Here is a 16247-nt window from a genome sequence, read left to right on the forward strand (position 1 = left end):
ATGTCACCCGGCGACAGTCCGTTCAAGACCGAGCCCACTTCTCGTGACGAAGCACCCCAGTTCGTGCTGCCTCTCGTCGTACGGATAGAGAAGTCGGCTCCTCCTGGGCGCACCGATGCTCTCGAGACCGCCGCTCGGGCTGTGCTGACGTTGCTCAGTGACGAGCGGGCCCTGCGGGACGGTGAGTGGGCCCAGGCCGTCCGGGACTGGGAGGACGCCCGGATCCGGAAGGTCGTACGGCGGGCTCGGGGTGCCGAGTGGCGGCGGGCCGGGGAGTTGCCCGGGATCACCCTCACGGGGAAGGCCGCCGAGGTACGGGTGTTTCCGCCCGTACCCCTGGACGGGTGGCCCAAGGACCTGGCCAAGTTGCAGGTGTCGGGGACCGAGTTGGACGATCCCGAGCCGCCCGCCGACGCCGACCGGACCCAGCCCGTGCTCTGGATGAACCCGGAGTTGGAGATGTCGGCCGGGAAGGCGATGGCACAGGCCGGGCACGGGGCCCAACTGGCCTGGTGGGCGCTGCCGGAGGAGGAGCGGGCGGCTTGGCGCGACGCCGGGTTCCCGCTCGCCGTACGGACCGCCGATCCCGCCGAGTGGCGTGAACTGACGGGCGGCGGGCTGCCGTTGGTGCGGGACGCCGGGTTCACCGAGATCCGGCCGGGCTCGGCCACCGTCATCGCGGATCACCCCGCTCTGCGCACACGGTGACCGGCGACGCCCGCGGCCTCGGTGTATGGGTTTCCACGGGAGTCACCGAGATCGCGCCCGGGTCCTGCACGGTGGTCGCGGACCATCCCGCACTGCGCTGACCTGGACTCCTTTACCTGCCCTTGGAAATTTTTCCCTTTGCTTGAACATCGTCGCGGCCGCACCCGTACGTCCTGGCACCGAACCAGCGACACAGGGAGGCAGCCTTGCGGCGTTTCAACAGTACGGCCCTGATCACGGCGGCCCTCGCCACCACGATCGCCGCGGTCGCCTTCCCCGTCTGGTCGTACTCGGACCGCGCCGGCACCGGCCAGGCCAACCTGGCCGCGGGGACCGTGGCCACCCAGTGGGGCCCGCTGAGCGCCGCCGACCGCGATCTGATCGTGCGGGTCCGGCTGGCCGGGCTCTGGGAGCTGCCCGCCGGGCAGCAGGCCATCGAGCGGGCACCGAGCACGGCGATCAAGGAGGCCGGCGACCATCTGATCGTCGGCCACACCGACCTCGACAAGCGGGTCCGGATCGTCGCGGCGCAGCTGGGCGTCGACCTGCCGAACGTGCCCAACGAGCAGCAGCAGGGCTGGCTCAACGAGATGTCGGCGGCGACCGGCTCGGAGTACGAGTACAAGTTCGTGAATCTGCTGCGGGCCGCGCACGGCAAGATCTTCCCGGTGATCGGGGCCGTACGGAACACCACCCGCAACAGCCTGGTGCGGCAGCTGGCCTCGGACACCAACCAGACCGTGCTCGACCACATCACCATCCTGGAGAAGACCGGCAAGGTCGACTTCGAGGCCATCGCCAACGAGATCGCCAACGGCACCACGGCCAGCCCGACCGGTCCGGCCGTCCCGGCGCCGGGGATAGTGGTGCCCTCCGCACCGGCCGCGCAGGCCAGCGGCGATGTGCGCACCACGTCCAGCCCCTCCCCCGGCGCGCCGGGCACGGTGAACACCGCGCGCCCCGACCCGGAGGACTCGCAGGGCGGCGTGCTCGGCCAGTAGCCCGGCCGGCAGGCGAAGAGCTCCCCGGAGCGCGGCCCCGAACCTCAAATGTTGCTCTGAAGCGGCAGGCAACGCGGTTCGCGGGCGCGCTCCGGGGCCATACCCCCGTCACCCGGAGCGGCATCCGGGGCAGGAGGGGGACGGCCATGACCTTGGAGCGGCTGGGCACGGGCATCGGCTGGCGGCCGGAGATCGCGGACGCCGTGGAGCGCATGCCCGGCATCGACTGGGTCGAGGTCGTGGCCGAGAACACCTGCCCGGGTCACCTCCCCGAGTCGCTGCTGCGGCTGCGGGAGCGCGGGGTGACCGTCGTCCCGCACGGGGTGTCCCTGGGCCTGGGCGGCGCGGACCGGCCGGACGAGGGGCGGCTCGCCGCACTCGCCGAGCGGGTCGAGGCCCTCGGCTCCCCGCTGGTGACGGAGCACATCGCGTTCGTCCGCGCGGGCGGCCCGCTCACCGCCTCGCCGGTCCTGGAGGCGGGCCATCTCCTGCCCGTACCGCGCACCCGGGACGCCCTCGACGTGCTCTGCGAGAACGTCCGCATCGCCCAGGCCGCGCTGCCGGTGCCGCTCGCCGTCGAGAACATCGCCGCGCTGATCGCGTGGCCGGGCGAGGAGATGACCGAGGGACAGTTCCTGTACGACCTCGTCGAACGTACCGGGGTACGGCTGCTGATCGACGTGGCGAACCTGCACACCAACCACGTCAACCGCGGTGAGGACCCGGCGAAGGCACTCGCCGAACTCCCCGTCGAGGCGATCGCCTACGTCCATGTCGCGGGCGGCTTCGAGCGGGACGGCGTCTGGCACGACAGCCACGCCCATCCGGTGCCCCCGGCGGTCCTGGACATCCTGACCGACCTCGCGTCCCTGGTCGCACCGCCGGGCGTGCTGCTGGAGCGGGACGAGAACTTCCCGAAACCGGCCGAGCTGGAGCGGGAACTCGGAGAGATCCGGGCGGCCGTGGCGGCGGGCGGGGCGGCGGCCGGCGGGCGGTGGGAGCCCGCGGAGCAGCCGGCCGCCTCCGAGGTCACCGACGCCACCCGGCAACGGGTCGGGCTCGCACAGGCCGCGGCGCTGTCCTCGCTGGTGGCGGGGACGCCGGTACCGGAGGGGTTCGACCGGGTGCGGATGGGGGTGCAGGCCCGGGCGCTGGCGGCGAAACGGGCGGATGTGGTGGCGAAGGTGGCACCGGAGTTGCCGGAGATCCTGGGGGACTCGTACCGGCCCGTGTTCTTGTCCTATGCGCAGGAACGGCCGATGACAGGGGGCTACCGGCGGGATGCGCTGGACTTCGCGGGGCGGTTGCTGCGGGAGGGGTGGGCGGGGGACGGCTCTTCTCGACGCCGGCTGGAACTGTGGTGGCGGGACCGGGCGGGGACGGCGCCCCGGCGGTCGGCGGGGCGGAGGGCGTTGCTGCGGAGGGGGTAGGGGGGTGAGGGGCGGGGGTTTCGCTTACCGGCGCCGGCAGGGTGCCGCTGCGCCCACCCGTGCCGCCCCAGGCGGCACGCATGCCCGCAGCTGGGAAGCAGACGCGACTGAAGCGCCCCTCTAGGGGCGCGGGGAACTGCGCGCCCAGCCCCCACCCACCCGCACCCGGAACTCGGCCCGATCCCCCACGGCGCCCCTCGGTAATATGCGCAGCAGGAGGCATCATGCGAGCGCGTGCGCGACCCCGACCCCCCGTCCAAGGCCGAGGCATAGTCAGCGGTACCGGGGTGATCATCACCGGTCTCGCGGCGACCATCGCCGCCCTGGTGTTCCCGATCTGGTCGTACGCCGACCGCTCGGACCCCACCGGTACGGTGAACGTGCTCAGCGCGCAGACCGTGTCGACCCGGTACGGCCCACTGTCCGCGCTGGACCGGGACTTCATCGTCAAGGTGCGGCTCGCCGGGCTCTGGGAGCTGCCGGCCGGGGAGATGGCGGAGCAGAAGGGCACCACGCAGGCCGTACGGACGGCCGGGCAGCACCTCGTCGACGGGCACGCCGCCCTCGACGCACACGTCCGCAGCGTCGCCACCCAGCTCGGCGTGCCGATCCCCAACGCGCCCAACGCCCAGCAGGAGCAGTGGCTCACCACGCTGAACGCCGCGCAGGGGCAGGACTTCGACCGGGAGTTCGCGAACATCGTACGGCTGGCCCACGGCCGGGTCTTCTCCGTCGTCGCCCAGGTCCGGGCCGGTACCCAGAACTCACTCGTCCGCGCTCTCGCCGACGACGCCAACAGCACCGTCCTGGACCACATCAAGGTCCTGGAGGCCACGGGGTACGTCGACTTCTCCACGTTGGCACGGCAGTTGGCGACCACTCCCGCCCCCGCCGCCTCGCCGCCCGTCTTCGCTCCGAGCGACGCGACCCCGCTCCTGCCGTCGCCGACGCCCTCACCGACCCTGTCGGCGGCGTCGCCGTACACGCTGCCGCCCGCCACCACCAGCCCCCCGCCGGCCTCCGACAGCCCCTGACCTGCGCGTCAAACGGAACGTCACATACCGACAACACTCGGTCCGGAATGTGAACAGGGCATGGCGATTCCCAAGCCCCTGGCATAGAAACATGTCATGTTCTGGGTCCTTCTCCTGCTCCTGGCCTGGGCCGTCGCCGGCACCGCCTGTACTCGGCTGTGCCTGGCCGCCGTTCGGACGGCGGCCGTCGACGCGGACACGGGCCGAGGGCACGATCTGACGCTGTACGAGGCCGCGTTCCTGTCCGGCGGACCCGCGCGGGTCGCCGATCTGACCCTGGTGTCCATGGCCCGGCAACGGCGGCTGCTGCTCGCCCACACCGGCTGGGCGACCGTCGTGGACCCGCGCGGGCGGGACGAGATGGAGCGGTCGGTGATAGGGGCCATCGGGCCCGAGGGACAGTCGCGGATAGCGCCGGTGCGGTCGGCGGCGGCCGACGCGGACGCCGTGCGGAGTCTCGGCGAGGGGCTGGTGCGGGCGGGGCTCGCGGTGCCCGACGCCGCGGCGCGTACGACGGTCGCGTCGGGCGTGCGCCAGGTGCGGGCCGCGGCGGTCGCCGTGTTCGGCCTCGGCGTGGCCGCCCTCGCCCTGCCGGCCCCGACCGAGATGCCGCGCGATCTGGTCGCCGTGTGGTTCGCGCTGCCCCTCACCCTGACGCTGAGCTGCCTGGGCATCGCCCGTTTCGAGGTGCACCCGTACTCACGGTGGGCCTCTCCGGCGGGACAGCGACTGCTGGGCGGGCTGGACCGGCGGGCGAACCGCGCGGCCGACGACCACTCACTGCTGACCTCCGTCGCGGTGCGCGGCATCCGAGCGATCGGCGAGCCGGAACTCCGCGCAGCCTTCGCACACCGCGACCAGCTCCCCCGGGAGTGAACAGGGGCGCCCAGGGGGTATCCAGCGGATCATGCCGGCGTCGCGGGCCCTGGCACGCACTCCCCCACTGCCCTAAAGGCGTGGGGGTACCCCCAGCCGCGTTGTCGTCACTCGCCGATGTCCCCCAGCCTTCGGCCGGGAGGTGCCCCCACCGCGTCGCCCGCCGCGGCAGCGGCCAATGTCTACGCCTCCTCCGCCTTGCAGCTGCACGCACCAGATCCCGCTCGCGGTCGGCCAAGAGGCACCGCGTCTCCCACGCCGACCTGATCCGCCGGACACCCCCAGGGGGGGATTGGTGCCGACACCGGCCCCATGGTGCTTGCCTTCGTCGGCAACCGGTCGAAATATCCCTTTTATTGCTGCCGTGCAGTCGCTGCGGTGTCGTTGCCGCCAAGCCACCGCAGCCGTGCACCGAAGGGATACGCCATGAGAGCCCCCGTCCTGTACTCGGCCGCCGGGTCCCTGCTCCTGACCACCCTGGCCGCCGCCCCGGCCGGCAGCGCCACCCGCGTCCCGGACCCGGCGGCGGCCGGGCTCCGCGGCACCGCGGTGGCCGCTGAGCGCGCCCGTGAGGAGGGCATCGACTTCGGCAGGTGCGCCGCCGACCTGGAGGCCCCGAGCACCTTCCAGTGCGGCACGGTGAGCGTCCCGCTGGACTACGCGCACCCGGACGGCAAGCAGATCAAGCTGACCGTCAGCCGGGTGCAGGCCACCCACAAGGACCCGCACAACAGCAAGCGCAAGGTGCCCCGGCAGGGCGCCCTGGTCTACAACCCCGGCGGCCCCGGCGCCTCCGGCATGAACTTCCCGATGGTCGGTGTGCTCCCCGAGTGGAAGCGCATCGCCGCCGCCTACGACCTGGTCGGCTACGCCCCGCGCGGGGTGGACCGTTCGGCGCCGCTGTCCTGTGTCGACCCCCAGCACTTCTTCAAGGCCCCGTCGGGGTCGCCGACGCACCCCTCCGAGTCGTACAAGAAGGCACGGATCAAGGAGGCGAAGGCGTACGCGCAGGGCTGTCTCAAGCGCTCCGGGAGCAGGCTCCGTCACTACACCTCGCTCAACAACGCCCGTGACCTGGACGTGCTGCGCGCCGCGCTCGGCGAGGACCGGCTGACCTTCATGGGCGCCTCGTACGGCACCTACTTCGGCGCGCTCTACGCGACCATGTTCCCCTCGCACGTACGGCGGATGGTCCTCGACTCCGCGGTGAACCCTGACCCGGCGCAGATCTGGTACCGCGACAACCTGGAGCAGTCGGCGGCCTTCGAGGGCCGCTGGGCGGACTTCCGGGAGTGGATCGCCAGGCACGACGACGTGTACGGACTCGGCGACACGGCCGCGCAGGTGCAGGCGAGTTACGACAGGGCGAGCAAGCGGCTGGCCAAGAAGGCGGCCGGCGGGAAGGTCGGGCCGGGGCAGTTGCAGGGCGCGTTCCTGTCGGCCGGGTACTACGACGACTACTGGCCGAGCCGGGCGGAGGCGCTGTCGAAGTTCCTGAAGGGGGACTCCAAGCCGCTGGTCCGGCTGGCGGCGCCGGCGCAGGAGACGGCCGCCGGGGCGGAGAACGGCAACGCGGTCTACACGGCCGTCGAGTGCAACGACGCGGCCTGGCCGACGAAATGGGAGACCTGGGACCGGGACAACACACGGCTCGCGCGCGTGGCGCCGTTCGAGACCTGGGACAACGCGTTCATGAACCTGCCGTGCGCCTACTGGCCGGTGCCCCGGCAGCAGCCCCTCGACGTGCGGACGGGTCCCGGCGAGCTGCCGCCGACGCTGATCCTGCAGGCCGAGCGGGACGCGGCCACGCCGTACACGGGTGCGCTGGAGATGAACCGGCGCCTCGCCGACTCGGTGCTGGTGACCGAGCGGGACGCGGGCACGCACGGTGTCGGCGGCGGACCCAACAAGTGCGTCAACGGCTACCTGGACGCCTACCTGCTGGAGGGCCGGCTCCCGGAGCGGCGCGCGTCCTGCGCGGGGCACCCGGAGCCGAAGCCGGCGCCGGTCGACCAGCCCCGCCGGAAGAAGCTGCGGGAGTCCCTGAAGGGCAAGGCCGACCAGCGCTGAGAGGCGTTACGCGAGGCCCGCGACCAGCTCCGCGATGTCCTTGCGGCGGCCCGTGAAGAACGGGACCTCCTCGCGGACGTGCATCCGGGCCTCGGACCCACGCAGGTGACGCATGAGGTCGACGATGCGGTACAGCTCGTCGGCCTCGAAGGCCAGCACCCACTCGTAGTCGCCGAGGGAGAACGAGGCGACCGTGTTGGCGCGCACGTCCGGGTAGCCGCGGGCCATCTTGCCGTGGTCGGCGAGCATCCGGCGGCGGTCCTCGTCCGGCAGCAGGTACCAGTCGTACGACCGCACGAACGGGTAGACGCTGACGTAGTTCCGCGGCGTCTCGTCGGCGAGGAACGCCGGGATGTGCGAGCGGTTGAACTCGGCGGGGCGGTGCAGCGCCATGTTCGACCACACGGGCGTCAGCGCGCGGCCCAGCCGGGTGCGGCGGAAGAGGTTGTACGCCTCCTGCAGCTGGTCGCTGGTCTCGGCGTGCCACCAGATCATCAGATCGGCGTCGGCGCGCAGGCCGGAGAGGTCGTAGGTGCCGCGGATGGTCACGTCCTTGGCGGCGAGCTGGTCGAACAGCTCCTGGACTTCGTCCGCGTAGCCCGCGCGGTCCTCGGGCAGCACGTCCTTCAGCTTGAAGACCGACCACAGGGTGTAGCGGATGACCTCGTTGAGGTCCTTGGCCAGCTTGCCCTTGTTCGGGACCCTGCCGGACTCGGTGGTGGGGGCGTCGTCACTCATGGTCCCTATTCTCCCGCTCCGCCGTGCAGACTCTGCACCGGGTTGGCCGTCAGCTCCTCGACCCCGCCGAGGTCCCCTGCCAGCTGGTCCACGGCCGCGTACGCGCTCGCGATGCAGGCGGGGATGCCGACGCCGTCGTACTGCGCCCCGCAGACCGCGAGGCCCGGCAGCTTGGCGACCTGCTCGCGGACGCGGGCCACGCGCGCGTGGTGGCCGACGGGGTACTGGGGCAGGCCGTCGGTCCAGCGGGTGACGCGGGTGGCGACGGGGGTCGCGTCCAGACCGGTGGCCTCGCGCAGGTCGTGGCGGGAGACGTCGACGAGGTCCCCGTCCTCCCGCCGGAGGATCGCGGTCTCGCCGTACCGCCCGACCGAGGTGCGCAGGACGACGACGTCCGGGTCCTCGTCGGCGATCCAGCCCCACTTCTGGGAGGCGAAGGTGGAGGCCTTGATGGTGCGGCCGTCGACGGGCGGGACCAGGAAGCCGCTGCCTTCGGGGAGGGCCAGGTCCGCGCGGCGGTAGGCGAGGGTGATCAGCGCCATGGAGGCGTACTCGATCGCGCGCAGTCCGGCGGCGGCCTCCGGCGACTCGGCGGCAAGCAGTCCGGCGGCGGCCGGGGCGGGAACGGCGACGACCACGGCGTCGGCGTGCAGCACCCGGTCACCGGCGACGACACGCCACACGGTGTGCGCGCCGGCCCGCGCCTCGCCCGGCCCGTCCGGTCCCACCCTCCGCAGCTCCGTCACGGGTGCGCCGGTGAGGATCTCGCCGCCGCGTGCCCGCACCGACTCGGCCACCGCGAGCGGGAGGGTGCCCACCCCGCCCTCGATGCCCATGAACACCGGCCCGGTCTGCTGGTTGGCGACGGCCTTGGCCTGGATCTCGCGGACGGCCTCCGTCAGCGAGTCGTGGGTCTTCGCGGCCTGGTACAGCTGCGGGACGGCCGAGCGCATCGAGATGCGGTACGCGTCGCCCGCGTAGACCCCGCCGAGCAGCGGCTCGACCAGCCGGTCGACGACCTCGCGGCCCAGCCGCTCGGCCACGTACTCCCCCACCGCCACGTCGTCGCCGACCTCCGTGCGGGGCAGGTCGGCGTCGCGCTCGATACGGGCGAGGCCCTCGTCCGACAGCACCCCGGAGAGCGCGGCGGCGGTGCCGGGGACGCCCATGACATGGCCCTTGGGCATGGGACGCAGGGCACCCCGGGTCCAGATCGAGGCGGTGGCGGTGGCCGGCTGCCGGAGCCGCTCGTCGAGGCCCACCGCGCGGGCGAGGGCGACCGCCTCGGGCCGGCGGGCCAGCATCGACTCGGCGCCCAGGTCCACCCGCACGCCCGCGATCTCGCCGGGGAGCAGCTTGCCGCCGACTCTCTCCGAGGCCTCCAGCACGGTCACCCGCGCGCCGCGCTCCAGCAGCCGGTGGGCCGCGGCCAGTCCCGCGATCCCGGCTCCGATGACGACGACATGCCCCGTGCCCGTACCCGTTGCGCTCATGACCCCCACTCTCTCAGACCCCACTGACAGGCCCGCCCCGGCCCGGTGACCCGCACGCGTCCCGACCGTGACCGCATCGGGACCGTCGCCGTCAAACGTTCCGCCCGGGCCCGGCGTCGAAGGAGCGTCAGTCGTCACGACCCTCGGGGGGAACCATGCGCCATCCCGTACGACCCGCCCTCGCCGGCCTCCTGCTCGCCGCCGCCCTCGTCCTCACCGGATGCAGCGCGGACGGCACCTCCTACAGCAGCTCCGCCGGCGATGCCAAGGCGGACGTGCCCGGCATGGCCCGGGAGGCGGCGGGCTCCGCGGGCGCCAAGGACAGCGCCGGACAGGGGACCGCCAAGGCTCCCGCCCTGACCGTCAGCCACATCATCCGCACCGCCTCCCTGACCGTGCAGGTCAAGGACGTGCCCCAGGCCCTGGGCGAGGCCCGCACCACGGCCGAGAACGCCGGCGGCTACGTCGGCAACGAGACCACCACCCGGGACTCCCGGGGCCATGAGCGCACCCGGCTGGTCCTGCGCGTGCCCACCGACCGGTACGACGAGGTGCTCAACGACCTCCAGGGCGCGGGCAAGCTGCTCGCCCGCACCTCCAAGGCGCAGGACGTCACCGACCAAGTGGTGGACGTGGACAGCCGGATCAAGTCGCAGCGGGCCAGCGTGGCCCGGGTCCGCGAGCTGATGGACCGGGCGACCAAGATCGGTGACGTGGTCGCGCTGGAAGGGGAGTTGAGCAGCCGGGAGGCCGACCTGGAGGCGCTGCTCGCCCAGCAGGCTTCCCTGAAGGACCGCACCAGCCTGGCCACCATCACCCTGTCGCTGACCCGGACACCGGTGAAGAAGGCGGTCGCGAAGGACGACTCCCCGGGGTTCGTGGACGCCCTGTCCGGCGGCTGGCACGTCTTCGTCACCATGCTGCGCTGGATCGCCCTGGCCCTGGGCGCGGCCCTGCCGTTCGCGGCACTGGCGGCCCTGCTGGCACTGCTGTGGTGGAAGCTCGTCCGCAGGCGCCGTACCCCCGCTCAGCCCGGTAGCGAGACCTGAGCAAGGCCTGGGCGAGACCGAAATGCCCGCGCCCCGTAGCGTGTTCGCATGAGCATGAACGGTGGGCGGGAACGGCTGGTCGTGATCGGCGGGGACGCCGCGGGCATGTCCGCGGCGTCCCAGGCACGGCGGATGCGGGGACCGGACGAGCTGGAGATCGTGGCCTTCGAGCGCGGGCACTTCAGCTCCTACTCGGCGTGCGGCATCCCGTACTGGGTCGGCGGTGACGTCGAGGAGCGGGACCGTCTGATCGCCCGCTCTCCCGAGGAGCACCGGGCACGCGACATCGACCTGCGGATGCGCACCGAGGTCACGGAGATCGACGTGGCGGGGCAGCGGGTACGCGCGCGTGACGTGGATTCCGGCGTGGAGTCCTGGACGTCGTACGACAAACTCGTCATCGGTACCGGTGCCCGCCCGATCCGCCCCGACATGCCGGGCGCGGACGCGCCGGGCGTGCACGGGGTGCAGACCCTCGACGACGGCCAGGCCCTCCTCGACACGCTGGCACGCACGCGTGGCCGTCGCGCCGTGGTGGTCGGCGCCGGATACATCGGCGTCGAGATGGCCGAGGCGATGATCAACCGGGGCTACGAGGTGACGGTCGTCAACCGCGGCAGCGAGCCCATGTCCACGCTCGACCCGGACATGGGCCGCCTGGTGCACCGGGCCATGGAGGGCCTCGGCATCACCATGGTCGACGACACCGAGGTCACCAAGGTGCTCACCGGCCAGGACGGCAGGGTGCGGGCGGTGGCCACGGAGGACGCCGAGTACCCGGCCGACGTGGTGATCCTGGGCATCGGCGTCCGCCCCGAGACCGGCCTCGCCGAGGCGGCGGGCCTCCCCCTCGGCCGACGCGGCGGCCTGCTCACCGACCGGGCGATGCGGGTGCGCGGCCACGAGGACATCTGGGCGGGCGGTGACTGCGTGGAGGTCCTGAACCTGGTCTCGGGACAGGAGCAGTACGTCCCGCTGGGCACCCATGCCAACAAGCACGGCCAGGTCATCGGCACCAACGTGGGCGGGGGGTACGCCACGTTCCCGGGTGTCGTCGGCACGGCGGTGAGCAAGGTCTGCGACCTGGAGATCGCCCGCACCGGGCTGCGCGAGAAGGACGCGCTGCGCGTGGGCCTGCAGTTCGAGACGGCCACCATCGAGTCCACGAGCCGCGCCGGCTACTACCCCGGCGCGGACCTCATGACGGTGAAAATGCTCGCCGAACGCCGAACGGGCCGCCTCCTGGGCGTCCAGATCGTGGGCCGGGAGGGCGCGGCCAAGAGGGTCGACATCGCGGCGGTCGCCCTGACGGCGAACATGACGGTGGAACAGATGACGGCACTGGACCTGGGCTACGCTCCACCGTTCTCACCGGTGTGGGACCCCGTATTGGTGGCGGCGCGGAAGGCGGTGGCAAAGGTGCGCAACGGTAGTTCTTGACAGGGGCGCAGCTGACTTACCCAGGGGCGCGGGGAACTGCGCGACGAGCCACAATCCACCCGCACCCCGCAACGACGCTCAAGCCGTCCCACTGATCCTCGGCAGCGAAGTAACCCCCGCCCCACCCGGGACCGCAGTGGCAGCAGCCGGCTGCTGCTCCGTCCCGGGACGGGCATGCGCCGCTGCCGGCCGGGTCGACCGCAGCCGATTGCTCACCGCCTCGTCCAGCGTCACCGGCCGCTGCATCTGCGCGGCCAGCCGCCCCGCCTCCTGACCGAGCCGCGCCACGTCCTCCCAGGGAAGCCGTACGACGAGGGAGATCTCCGCCTCACCGTCGGGAAGCGCCTGCATGGGAGGGAACGCCTGAGAAGTAACCCGCTCGTTCATCGCCTGTTCCTCACGTCGCCTGAACCTCACGTCGGTCGCAGAGACATACGCACACGACCGTGCCGACGTTCACATAAACGCCACCGGCTTTGGTCCGGCCTTCCCTGGGCACTACTTACCTGTGGTCATCCCTGTTCATGACGTGAACCCGGTGCGTCGCACGCCGTATGTGACGTACGCGCTGATCGCCGCGAACGTCCTCGTGTTCCTCTTCACGCCCGGCATAGCCGGTTCCGTGGCCGGGGGCAGCGACCTGGCGCAGCTGTGCCATCTGCAGGCGTTCATGGACCACTACGCGGCGGTCCCCAGGGAACTGATCCACCATCAGATGCCGCAGGTGGTCCCGACGGGCCAGGTGGGCCTCGGCCGGCAGGGCCCCGGTTGCGTGGTGGGCCCGCCCGGCTACGACAAGTCGCCCGCGCTGTCCGTCTTCACGGCGATGTTCCTGCACGGCAGCTGGCTGCATCTGCTGGGCAACATGCTGTTCCTGCTGATCTTCGGCAACAACGTCGAGGACCGGATGGGCCACGTCCGGTACTTCCTCTTCTACGTCGTCTGCGGCTACGCGGCCGGCTACGGCTTCGCGCTCGTCAACGACGCCTCGGGGGACCCGCTGATCGGCGCGTCCGGCGCGATCGCCGGCGTGCTGGGCGCCTATCTCGTGCTCTATCCGAGGGCCAGGGTCTGGGTGCTGGTCCCGTTCCTGGTCTTCCTGCCGCTGCGACTGCCGGCCTGGCTGGTGCTGGGCTTCTGGTTCGTGCTCCAGGCCGTGTACTCGTCCGGCGAGGGCGTCTCGGGCGCCGGGACCGTGGCGTACGCGGCGCATGTCGTCGGCTTCCTCGTGGGCATGGTGCTCGCCCTGCCGCTCAAGCCGGGCACACCGCCGCCCCCGGAGCCGCGCGGCCTGCTGTTCGGCAGACGGGCCCGGCCCCGGCACGGCTGGTAGGCGGGATCAGCCCGCGGTCTGGGTGTGGACGTACTCGACCAGCCGGGTGAGCGCGTCCGGGTCGGTGGACGGCATGACGCCGTGGCCGAGGTTGAACACATGGCCTTCGAGACCGGCGGCCGCGTCGAGCACCTCGCGCGCCTTGGTCTCCACCACGTCCTTGCCGGCGAACAGGACCGTCGGGTCGAGGTTGCCCTGGAGCGCCTTGCCGGGGCCGATCCGGCGGGCGGCCTCGTCGAGCGGAACGCGATAGTCGACGCCGACCACGTCCGCACCGGCCTCGCCCATGAGCTGGAGCAGCTCGCCGGTGCCGACGCCGAAGTGGATGCGGGGGACGCCGTACCCGGAGACGGCGTCGAAGATCTTCGCGGAGGCGGGCAGCACCGAGCGCCGGTAGTCGGCGGGGGCGAGCGCGCCGGCCCAGGAGTCGAAGAGCTGGACGGCGGAGGCGCCGGCCTCGATCTGCACCTTGAGGAAGGCCGCCGTGATGTCGGCGAGGCGGTCGAGCAGGTCGGCCCAGAGCTCGGGGTCGCCGTACATCATCGCCTTGGCGTTCTCGTACGTGCGCGAGGGGCCGCCCTCGATGAGATAGCTCGCCAGGGTGAACGGGGCGCCGGCGAAGCCGATCAGCGGGGTCGGGCCGAGCTCGCGGGTGAGCAGGCCGATCGCCTCGGTGACGTAGGAGACGTCCTCGGGCGTGAGGTCGCGGAGCTGGGCGAGGTCGGCGCGGGTGCGGATCGGGTGCGCGACGACCGGGCCGACGCCGGGCTTGATGTCGAGGTCGACGCCGATGGCCTTGAGCGGGACGACGATGTCGCTGAAGTAGATCGCCGCGTCCACGTTGTGCCGGCGCACGGGCTGGAGTGTGATCTCGGTGACCAGCTCGGGCCGCGTGCACGACTCCAGCATGGGGATGCCCTCGCGCACCTTGTGGTACTCCGGCAGCGAGCGACCGGCCTGCCGCATGAACCACACGGGGGTGTGCGGCACGGGTTCACGCCTGCACGCCTTGAGGAAGGCACTGTCGTACGTCGCTGTCGGCTGCTGGCCCGCGGGGCTCCCGTTCGCACTCACGACGGCAAGTCTCGCACGCCCCCGGAGCCGCCGTGGCCGCACCCCGGGTGGTGCCTAGGTGGTGTCTCTCCCTGCGCGAAGGCGTCGTTCCCCTTACTCTTCCCCGCATGGCTGCGGCTCAGGGACGACTGTCGGACGGCGCTGGCGGGATGGGCGAGGGGAAGGACACCGAGGAGGGGGACGGGCATACGGGCAGTACGGCGCCACCGGTACCGCAGGCCTTCCGGGCCGCGGTCGACGGGCTGCGCGGCGCACGGCTGCGGCCGCAGGTCGAGGTGGAGCCGACGCCCGCGCCGCAGCGGCTCGCCCCGTTCGCGTACGCCGTGGAGGCCGCGGTGGTCGACGGCGACCAGGATCTCGCCGACGGGCGCCTGGTGCTGCTGCACGACCCGGCCGGGCACGACGCCTGGCGCGGCACGTTCCGGCTGGTCACGCTGGTGCGCGCGGAGCTGGAGCCGGAGATGGCGGCCGACCCGCTGCTGCCCGAGGTCTGCTGGTCGTGGCTGACCGGCGCGCTGCAGGCGCGCGGTCTCTCGTACGGCGAGCCGAGCGGGACCGTCACCCGTGCCAGTTCGCACTACTTCGGCGGGCTCTCCGAGCGGCCGGCGGCGTCGCAGATCGAGATCCGGGCCTCCTGGACGCCCCGGGAGGGCCGCACCGGCGTCCCGGACACCGCGGCGCACCTCGCCTCCTGGTGCGACCTGCTGGCGCAGGTCGCGGGGCTGCCGCCGGCCGCCCCCGGCGACGCCTCGGTGGTCACACTGCCCCAGCGCCGCGACCCGCAGGCCCGCTGACCCCTCACCACCGCATCGGGCACCACCATTCATCGGGACCCGTCCACCCGGGTCCCGCCGACTCACCCTTCATTGACCATCTCTTTGTCGATACGGCCACTTTCTGTCCCGTACCGCTACGGCCCGAACCGATTCGATCTTCGGATGATCGATCGCGTGTCCGAATTGCACGTATTGTTACTCACCAGATCGTGATCATTCTCTAAAGGCGGACGGGTTTGGTGCCGAAGACGACTGTGACCTTGAAAGCACGGTTCGTCCCGGCTTCATCCCCACAAGCCGGCCCCCCGTCCCCCACCCCAGGAGGCCTGGTGTCCGTTCTCCTAGAGCAGCCCGCAAGCCTGGTCGCCTACCGCCCGAACAAGCCCACCGCCATGGTGGTCGTGGCCGACCCCCGCGTCCGCTCCACCGTCACCCGCCACCTGTGGGCGCTCGGCGTGCGCGATGTGATCGAAGCCTCGTCCATCGCGGAGGCTCGTCCCCGCATCGGCAACCCCCGCGACATCTGCGTCGCCGACGTCCACCTCCCCGACGGCTCCGGCCTGACCCTCCTGTCCGAGACCCGCGCGGCGGGCTGGCCCAACGGCCTGGCCCTGTCCGCCGCCGACGACATCGGCGCCGTGCGCAACGCCCTGGCCGGCGGGGTCAAGGGCTACGTCGTCACCGGCACCCGCACCAACATCGGGCTCCCCACCCGACCGGGCGCCGCCCCCATCGGTTCCGCCGCCGCCCGTATGCACCGCCGCCCCCCGGGTGCCCCGAGCCACCCGGGCGGCTACCGCGAGCTCTCCGGCCGTGAGGTCGAGGTGCTCCGACTGGTCGCCGAGGGCCAGTCGAACAAGGCGATCGGCGTCTCGATGGGCCTGTCCGCCCTGACCGTCAAGAGCCACCTCGCCCGCATCGCCCGCAAGCTCGGCACGGGCGACCGTGCCGGGATGGTCGCCGTGGCCCTGCGCACCGGCATCATCCACTGACCCGTCGAGCGTTCATTGACGTGAACAGGATCGGCCGCTGGTCCACGCTCACGTCGCCCTCCGCTGTCCCCCGTTCGTGGACCTGATCTTTCACCGACCTGACTGGTTTACGACCCTCCGGCGTGGGGGGGGGGGGGGGGGGGGGGGGGGGGCCCGCCCCCCCCCCCCCCCCAACACAGTAAAACGCAACCACGAAAAAAACACACAAAAAAAACCAAATAGGGATGGGTGTG

The 16247-nt window shown here is 72.2% G+C and carries 15 protein-coding genes; 11 read left to right on the plus strand and 4 right to left on the minus strand.

The genetic code is table 11. From position 1 onward, the window contains the following. From AB0D85_RS21920 to AB0D85_RS21945, 6 genes are all read left to right on the plus strand, one after another. The gene (locus AB0D85_RS21920) at positions 1 to 708 is read left to right on the plus strand and encodes an aminoacyl-tRNA hydrolase (protein WP_362322609.1); all 708 of its coding nucleotides are present in this window, start codon (positions 1 to 3) and stop codon (positions 706 to 708) included. 206 nt (positions 709 to 914) lie between these two features. After that, a complete protein-coding gene (locus tag AB0D85_RS21925) occupies positions 915 to 1709 on the plus strand; it encodes a DUF4142 domain-containing protein (RefSeq protein WP_362322564.1) in 795 nt (264 codons plus the stop codon). Between the two features lie 146 nt (positions 1710 to 1855). Beyond that, on the plus strand, positions 1856 to 3139 hold the full coding sequence (locus AB0D85_RS21930) for a DUF692 domain-containing protein (protein WP_362322566.1): 1284 nt from the start codon (positions 1856 to 1858) through the stop codon (positions 3137 to 3139). 224 nt (positions 3140 to 3363) lie between these two features. Then, on the plus strand, positions 3364 to 4173 hold the full coding sequence (locus AB0D85_RS21935; protein WP_362322568.1) for a DUF4142 domain-containing protein: 810 nt from the start codon (positions 3364 to 3366) through the stop codon (positions 4171 to 4173). A gap of 96 nt (positions 4174 to 4269) precedes the next feature. Further along, a complete protein-coding gene (locus tag AB0D85_RS21940) occupies positions 4270 to 5049 on the plus strand; it encodes a TIGR04222 domain-containing membrane protein (RefSeq protein ID WP_362322570.1) in 780 nt (259 codons plus the stop codon). Positions 5050 to 5475: 426 nt separating this feature from the next. After that, positions 5476 to 7119 carry an alpha/beta hydrolase gene (locus AB0D85_RS21945; protein ID WP_362322572.1) on the plus strand — a complete coding sequence of 548 codons (1644 nt, stop codon included), beginning with the start codon at positions 5476 to 5478 and terminating at the stop codon, positions 7117 to 7119. Between the two features lie 6 nt (positions 7120 to 7125). Here the strand turns inward: AB0D85_RS21945 and hemQ are convergent, their stop codons facing one another. Next, positions 7126 to 7857 carry a hydrogen peroxide-dependent heme synthase gene (gene hemQ, locus AB0D85_RS21950; RefSeq protein WP_362322574.1) on the minus strand — a complete coding sequence of 244 codons (732 nt, stop codon included), beginning with the start codon at positions 7855 to 7857 and terminating at the stop codon, positions 7126 to 7128. Positions 7858 to 7862: 5 nt separating this feature from the next. After that, on the minus strand, positions 7863 to 9350 hold the full coding sequence (gene hemG / locus AB0D85_RS21955; RefSeq protein WP_362322576.1) for a protoporphyrinogen oxidase: 1488 nt from the start codon (positions 9348 to 9350) through the stop codon (positions 7863 to 7865). Positions 9351 to 9505: 155 nt separating this feature from the next. Between hemG and AB0D85_RS21960 the strand changes: the two genes are divergently transcribed. Both AB0D85_RS21960 and AB0D85_RS21965 read left to right on the plus strand, forming a co-directional pair. Next, positions 9506 to 10399, plus strand: coding sequence for a DUF4349 domain-containing protein (locus AB0D85_RS21960; RefSeq protein ID WP_362322578.1), 894 nt, complete (start codon positions 9506 to 9508; stop codon positions 10397 to 10399). A gap of 48 nt (positions 10400 to 10447) precedes the next feature. After that, positions 10448 to 11839 (plus strand): FAD-dependent oxidoreductase, encoded by a 1392-nt coding sequence (locus AB0D85_RS21965; RefSeq protein WP_362322580.1) that lies wholly within the window; start codon positions 10448 to 10450, stop codon positions 11837 to 11839. A 78-nt stretch (positions 11840 to 11917) separates the two neighbouring features. On the opposite strand, the gene AB0D85_RS21970 is transcribed toward AB0D85_RS21965, so the two are convergent. Then, on the minus strand, positions 11918 to 12226 hold the full coding sequence (locus AB0D85_RS21970) for a hypothetical protein (RefSeq protein ID WP_362322582.1): 309 nt from the start codon (positions 12224 to 12226) through the stop codon (positions 11918 to 11920). A gap of 121 nt (positions 12227 to 12347) precedes the next feature. Between AB0D85_RS21970 and AB0D85_RS21975 the strand changes: the two genes are divergently transcribed. Next, complete coding sequence (locus AB0D85_RS21975) at positions 12348 to 13172, plus strand: rhomboid family intramembrane serine protease (RefSeq protein ID WP_362322584.1); 825 nt, start codon at positions 12348 to 12350, stop codon at positions 13170 to 13172. Between the two features lie 6 nt (positions 13173 to 13178). Here AB0D85_RS21975 and hemE read toward each other — a convergent pair whose 3' ends face one another. Then, entirely contained in the window at positions 13179 to 14246 is a 1068-nt protein-coding gene (hemE, locus tag AB0D85_RS21980; RefSeq protein ID WP_362322586.1) for a uroporphyrinogen decarboxylase, read from the minus strand. 107 nt (positions 14247 to 14353) lie between these two features. Between hemE and AB0D85_RS21985 the strand changes: the two genes are divergently transcribed. Both AB0D85_RS21985 and AB0D85_RS21990 read left to right on the plus strand, forming a co-directional pair. Continuing rightward, positions 14354 to 15040: a DUF3000 domain-containing protein gene (locus AB0D85_RS21985; RefSeq protein WP_362322588.1), complete on the plus strand. Its 687-nt coding sequence runs from the start codon at positions 14354 to 14356 to the stop codon at positions 15038 to 15040. A gap of 311 nt (positions 15041 to 15351) precedes the next feature. Then, positions 15352 to 16014 carry a response regulator transcription factor gene (locus AB0D85_RS21990; RefSeq protein ID WP_123973178.1) on the plus strand — a complete coding sequence of 221 codons (663 nt, stop codon included), beginning with the start codon at positions 15352 to 15354 and terminating at the stop codon, positions 16012 to 16014. Positions 16015 to 16247 lie beyond the last annotated feature (233 nt).

Source organism: Streptomyces sp. NPDC048277, from assembly GCF_040652235.1.
Taxonomy (GTDB): domain Bacteria; phylum Actinomycetota; class Actinomycetes; order Streptomycetales; family Streptomycetaceae; genus Streptomyces.

What these genes read in the sequence shown, in the direction of transcription:
- AB0D85_RS21940 (WP_362322570.1), top strand. Translation starts at nt 4,270, where the DNA reads ATGTTCTGGGTCCTTCTCCTGCTCCTGGCCTGGGCCGTCGCCGGCACC.
- AB0D85_RS21930 (WP_362322566.1), top strand. Translation starts at nt 1,856, where the DNA reads ATGACCTTGGAGCGGCTGGGCACGGGCATCGGCTGGCGGCCGGAGATC.
- AB0D85_RS21965 (WP_362322580.1), top strand. Translation starts at nt 10,448, where the DNA reads ATGAGCATGAACGGTGGGCGGGAACGGCTGGTCGTGATCGGCGGGGAC.
- AB0D85_RS21945 (WP_362322572.1), top strand. Translation starts at nt 5,476, where the DNA reads ATGAGAGCCCCCGTCCTGTACTCGGCCGCCGGGTCCCTGCTCCTGACC.
- AB0D85_RS21985 (WP_362322588.1), top strand. Translation starts at nt 14,354, where the DNA reads ATGGCTGCGGCTCAGGGACGACTGTCGGACGGCGCTGGCGGGATGGGC.
- hemQ (WP_362322574.1), bottom strand. Translation starts at nt 7,857, where the DNA reads ATGAGTGACGACGCCCCCACCACCGAGTCCGGCAGGGTCCCGAACAAG.
- AB0D85_RS21920 (WP_362322609.1), top strand. Translation starts at nt 1, where the DNA reads ATGTCACCCGGCGACAGTCCGTTCAAGACCGAGCCCACTTCTCGTGAC.
- AB0D85_RS21970 (WP_362322582.1), bottom strand. Translation starts at nt 12,226, where the DNA reads ATGAACGAGCGGGTTACTTCTCAGGCGTTCCCTCCCATGCAGGCGCTT.
- AB0D85_RS21960 (WP_362322578.1), top strand. Translation starts at nt 9,506, where the DNA reads ATGCGCCATCCCGTACGACCCGCCCTCGCCGGCCTCCTGCTCGCCGCC.
- hemG (WP_362322576.1), bottom strand. Translation starts at nt 9,350, where the DNA reads ATGAGCGCAACGGGTACGGGCACGGGGCATGTCGTCGTCATCGGAGCC.
- AB0D85_RS21935 (WP_362322568.1), top strand. Translation starts at nt 3,364, where the DNA reads ATGCGAGCGCGTGCGCGACCCCGACCCCCCGTCCAAGGCCGAGGCATA.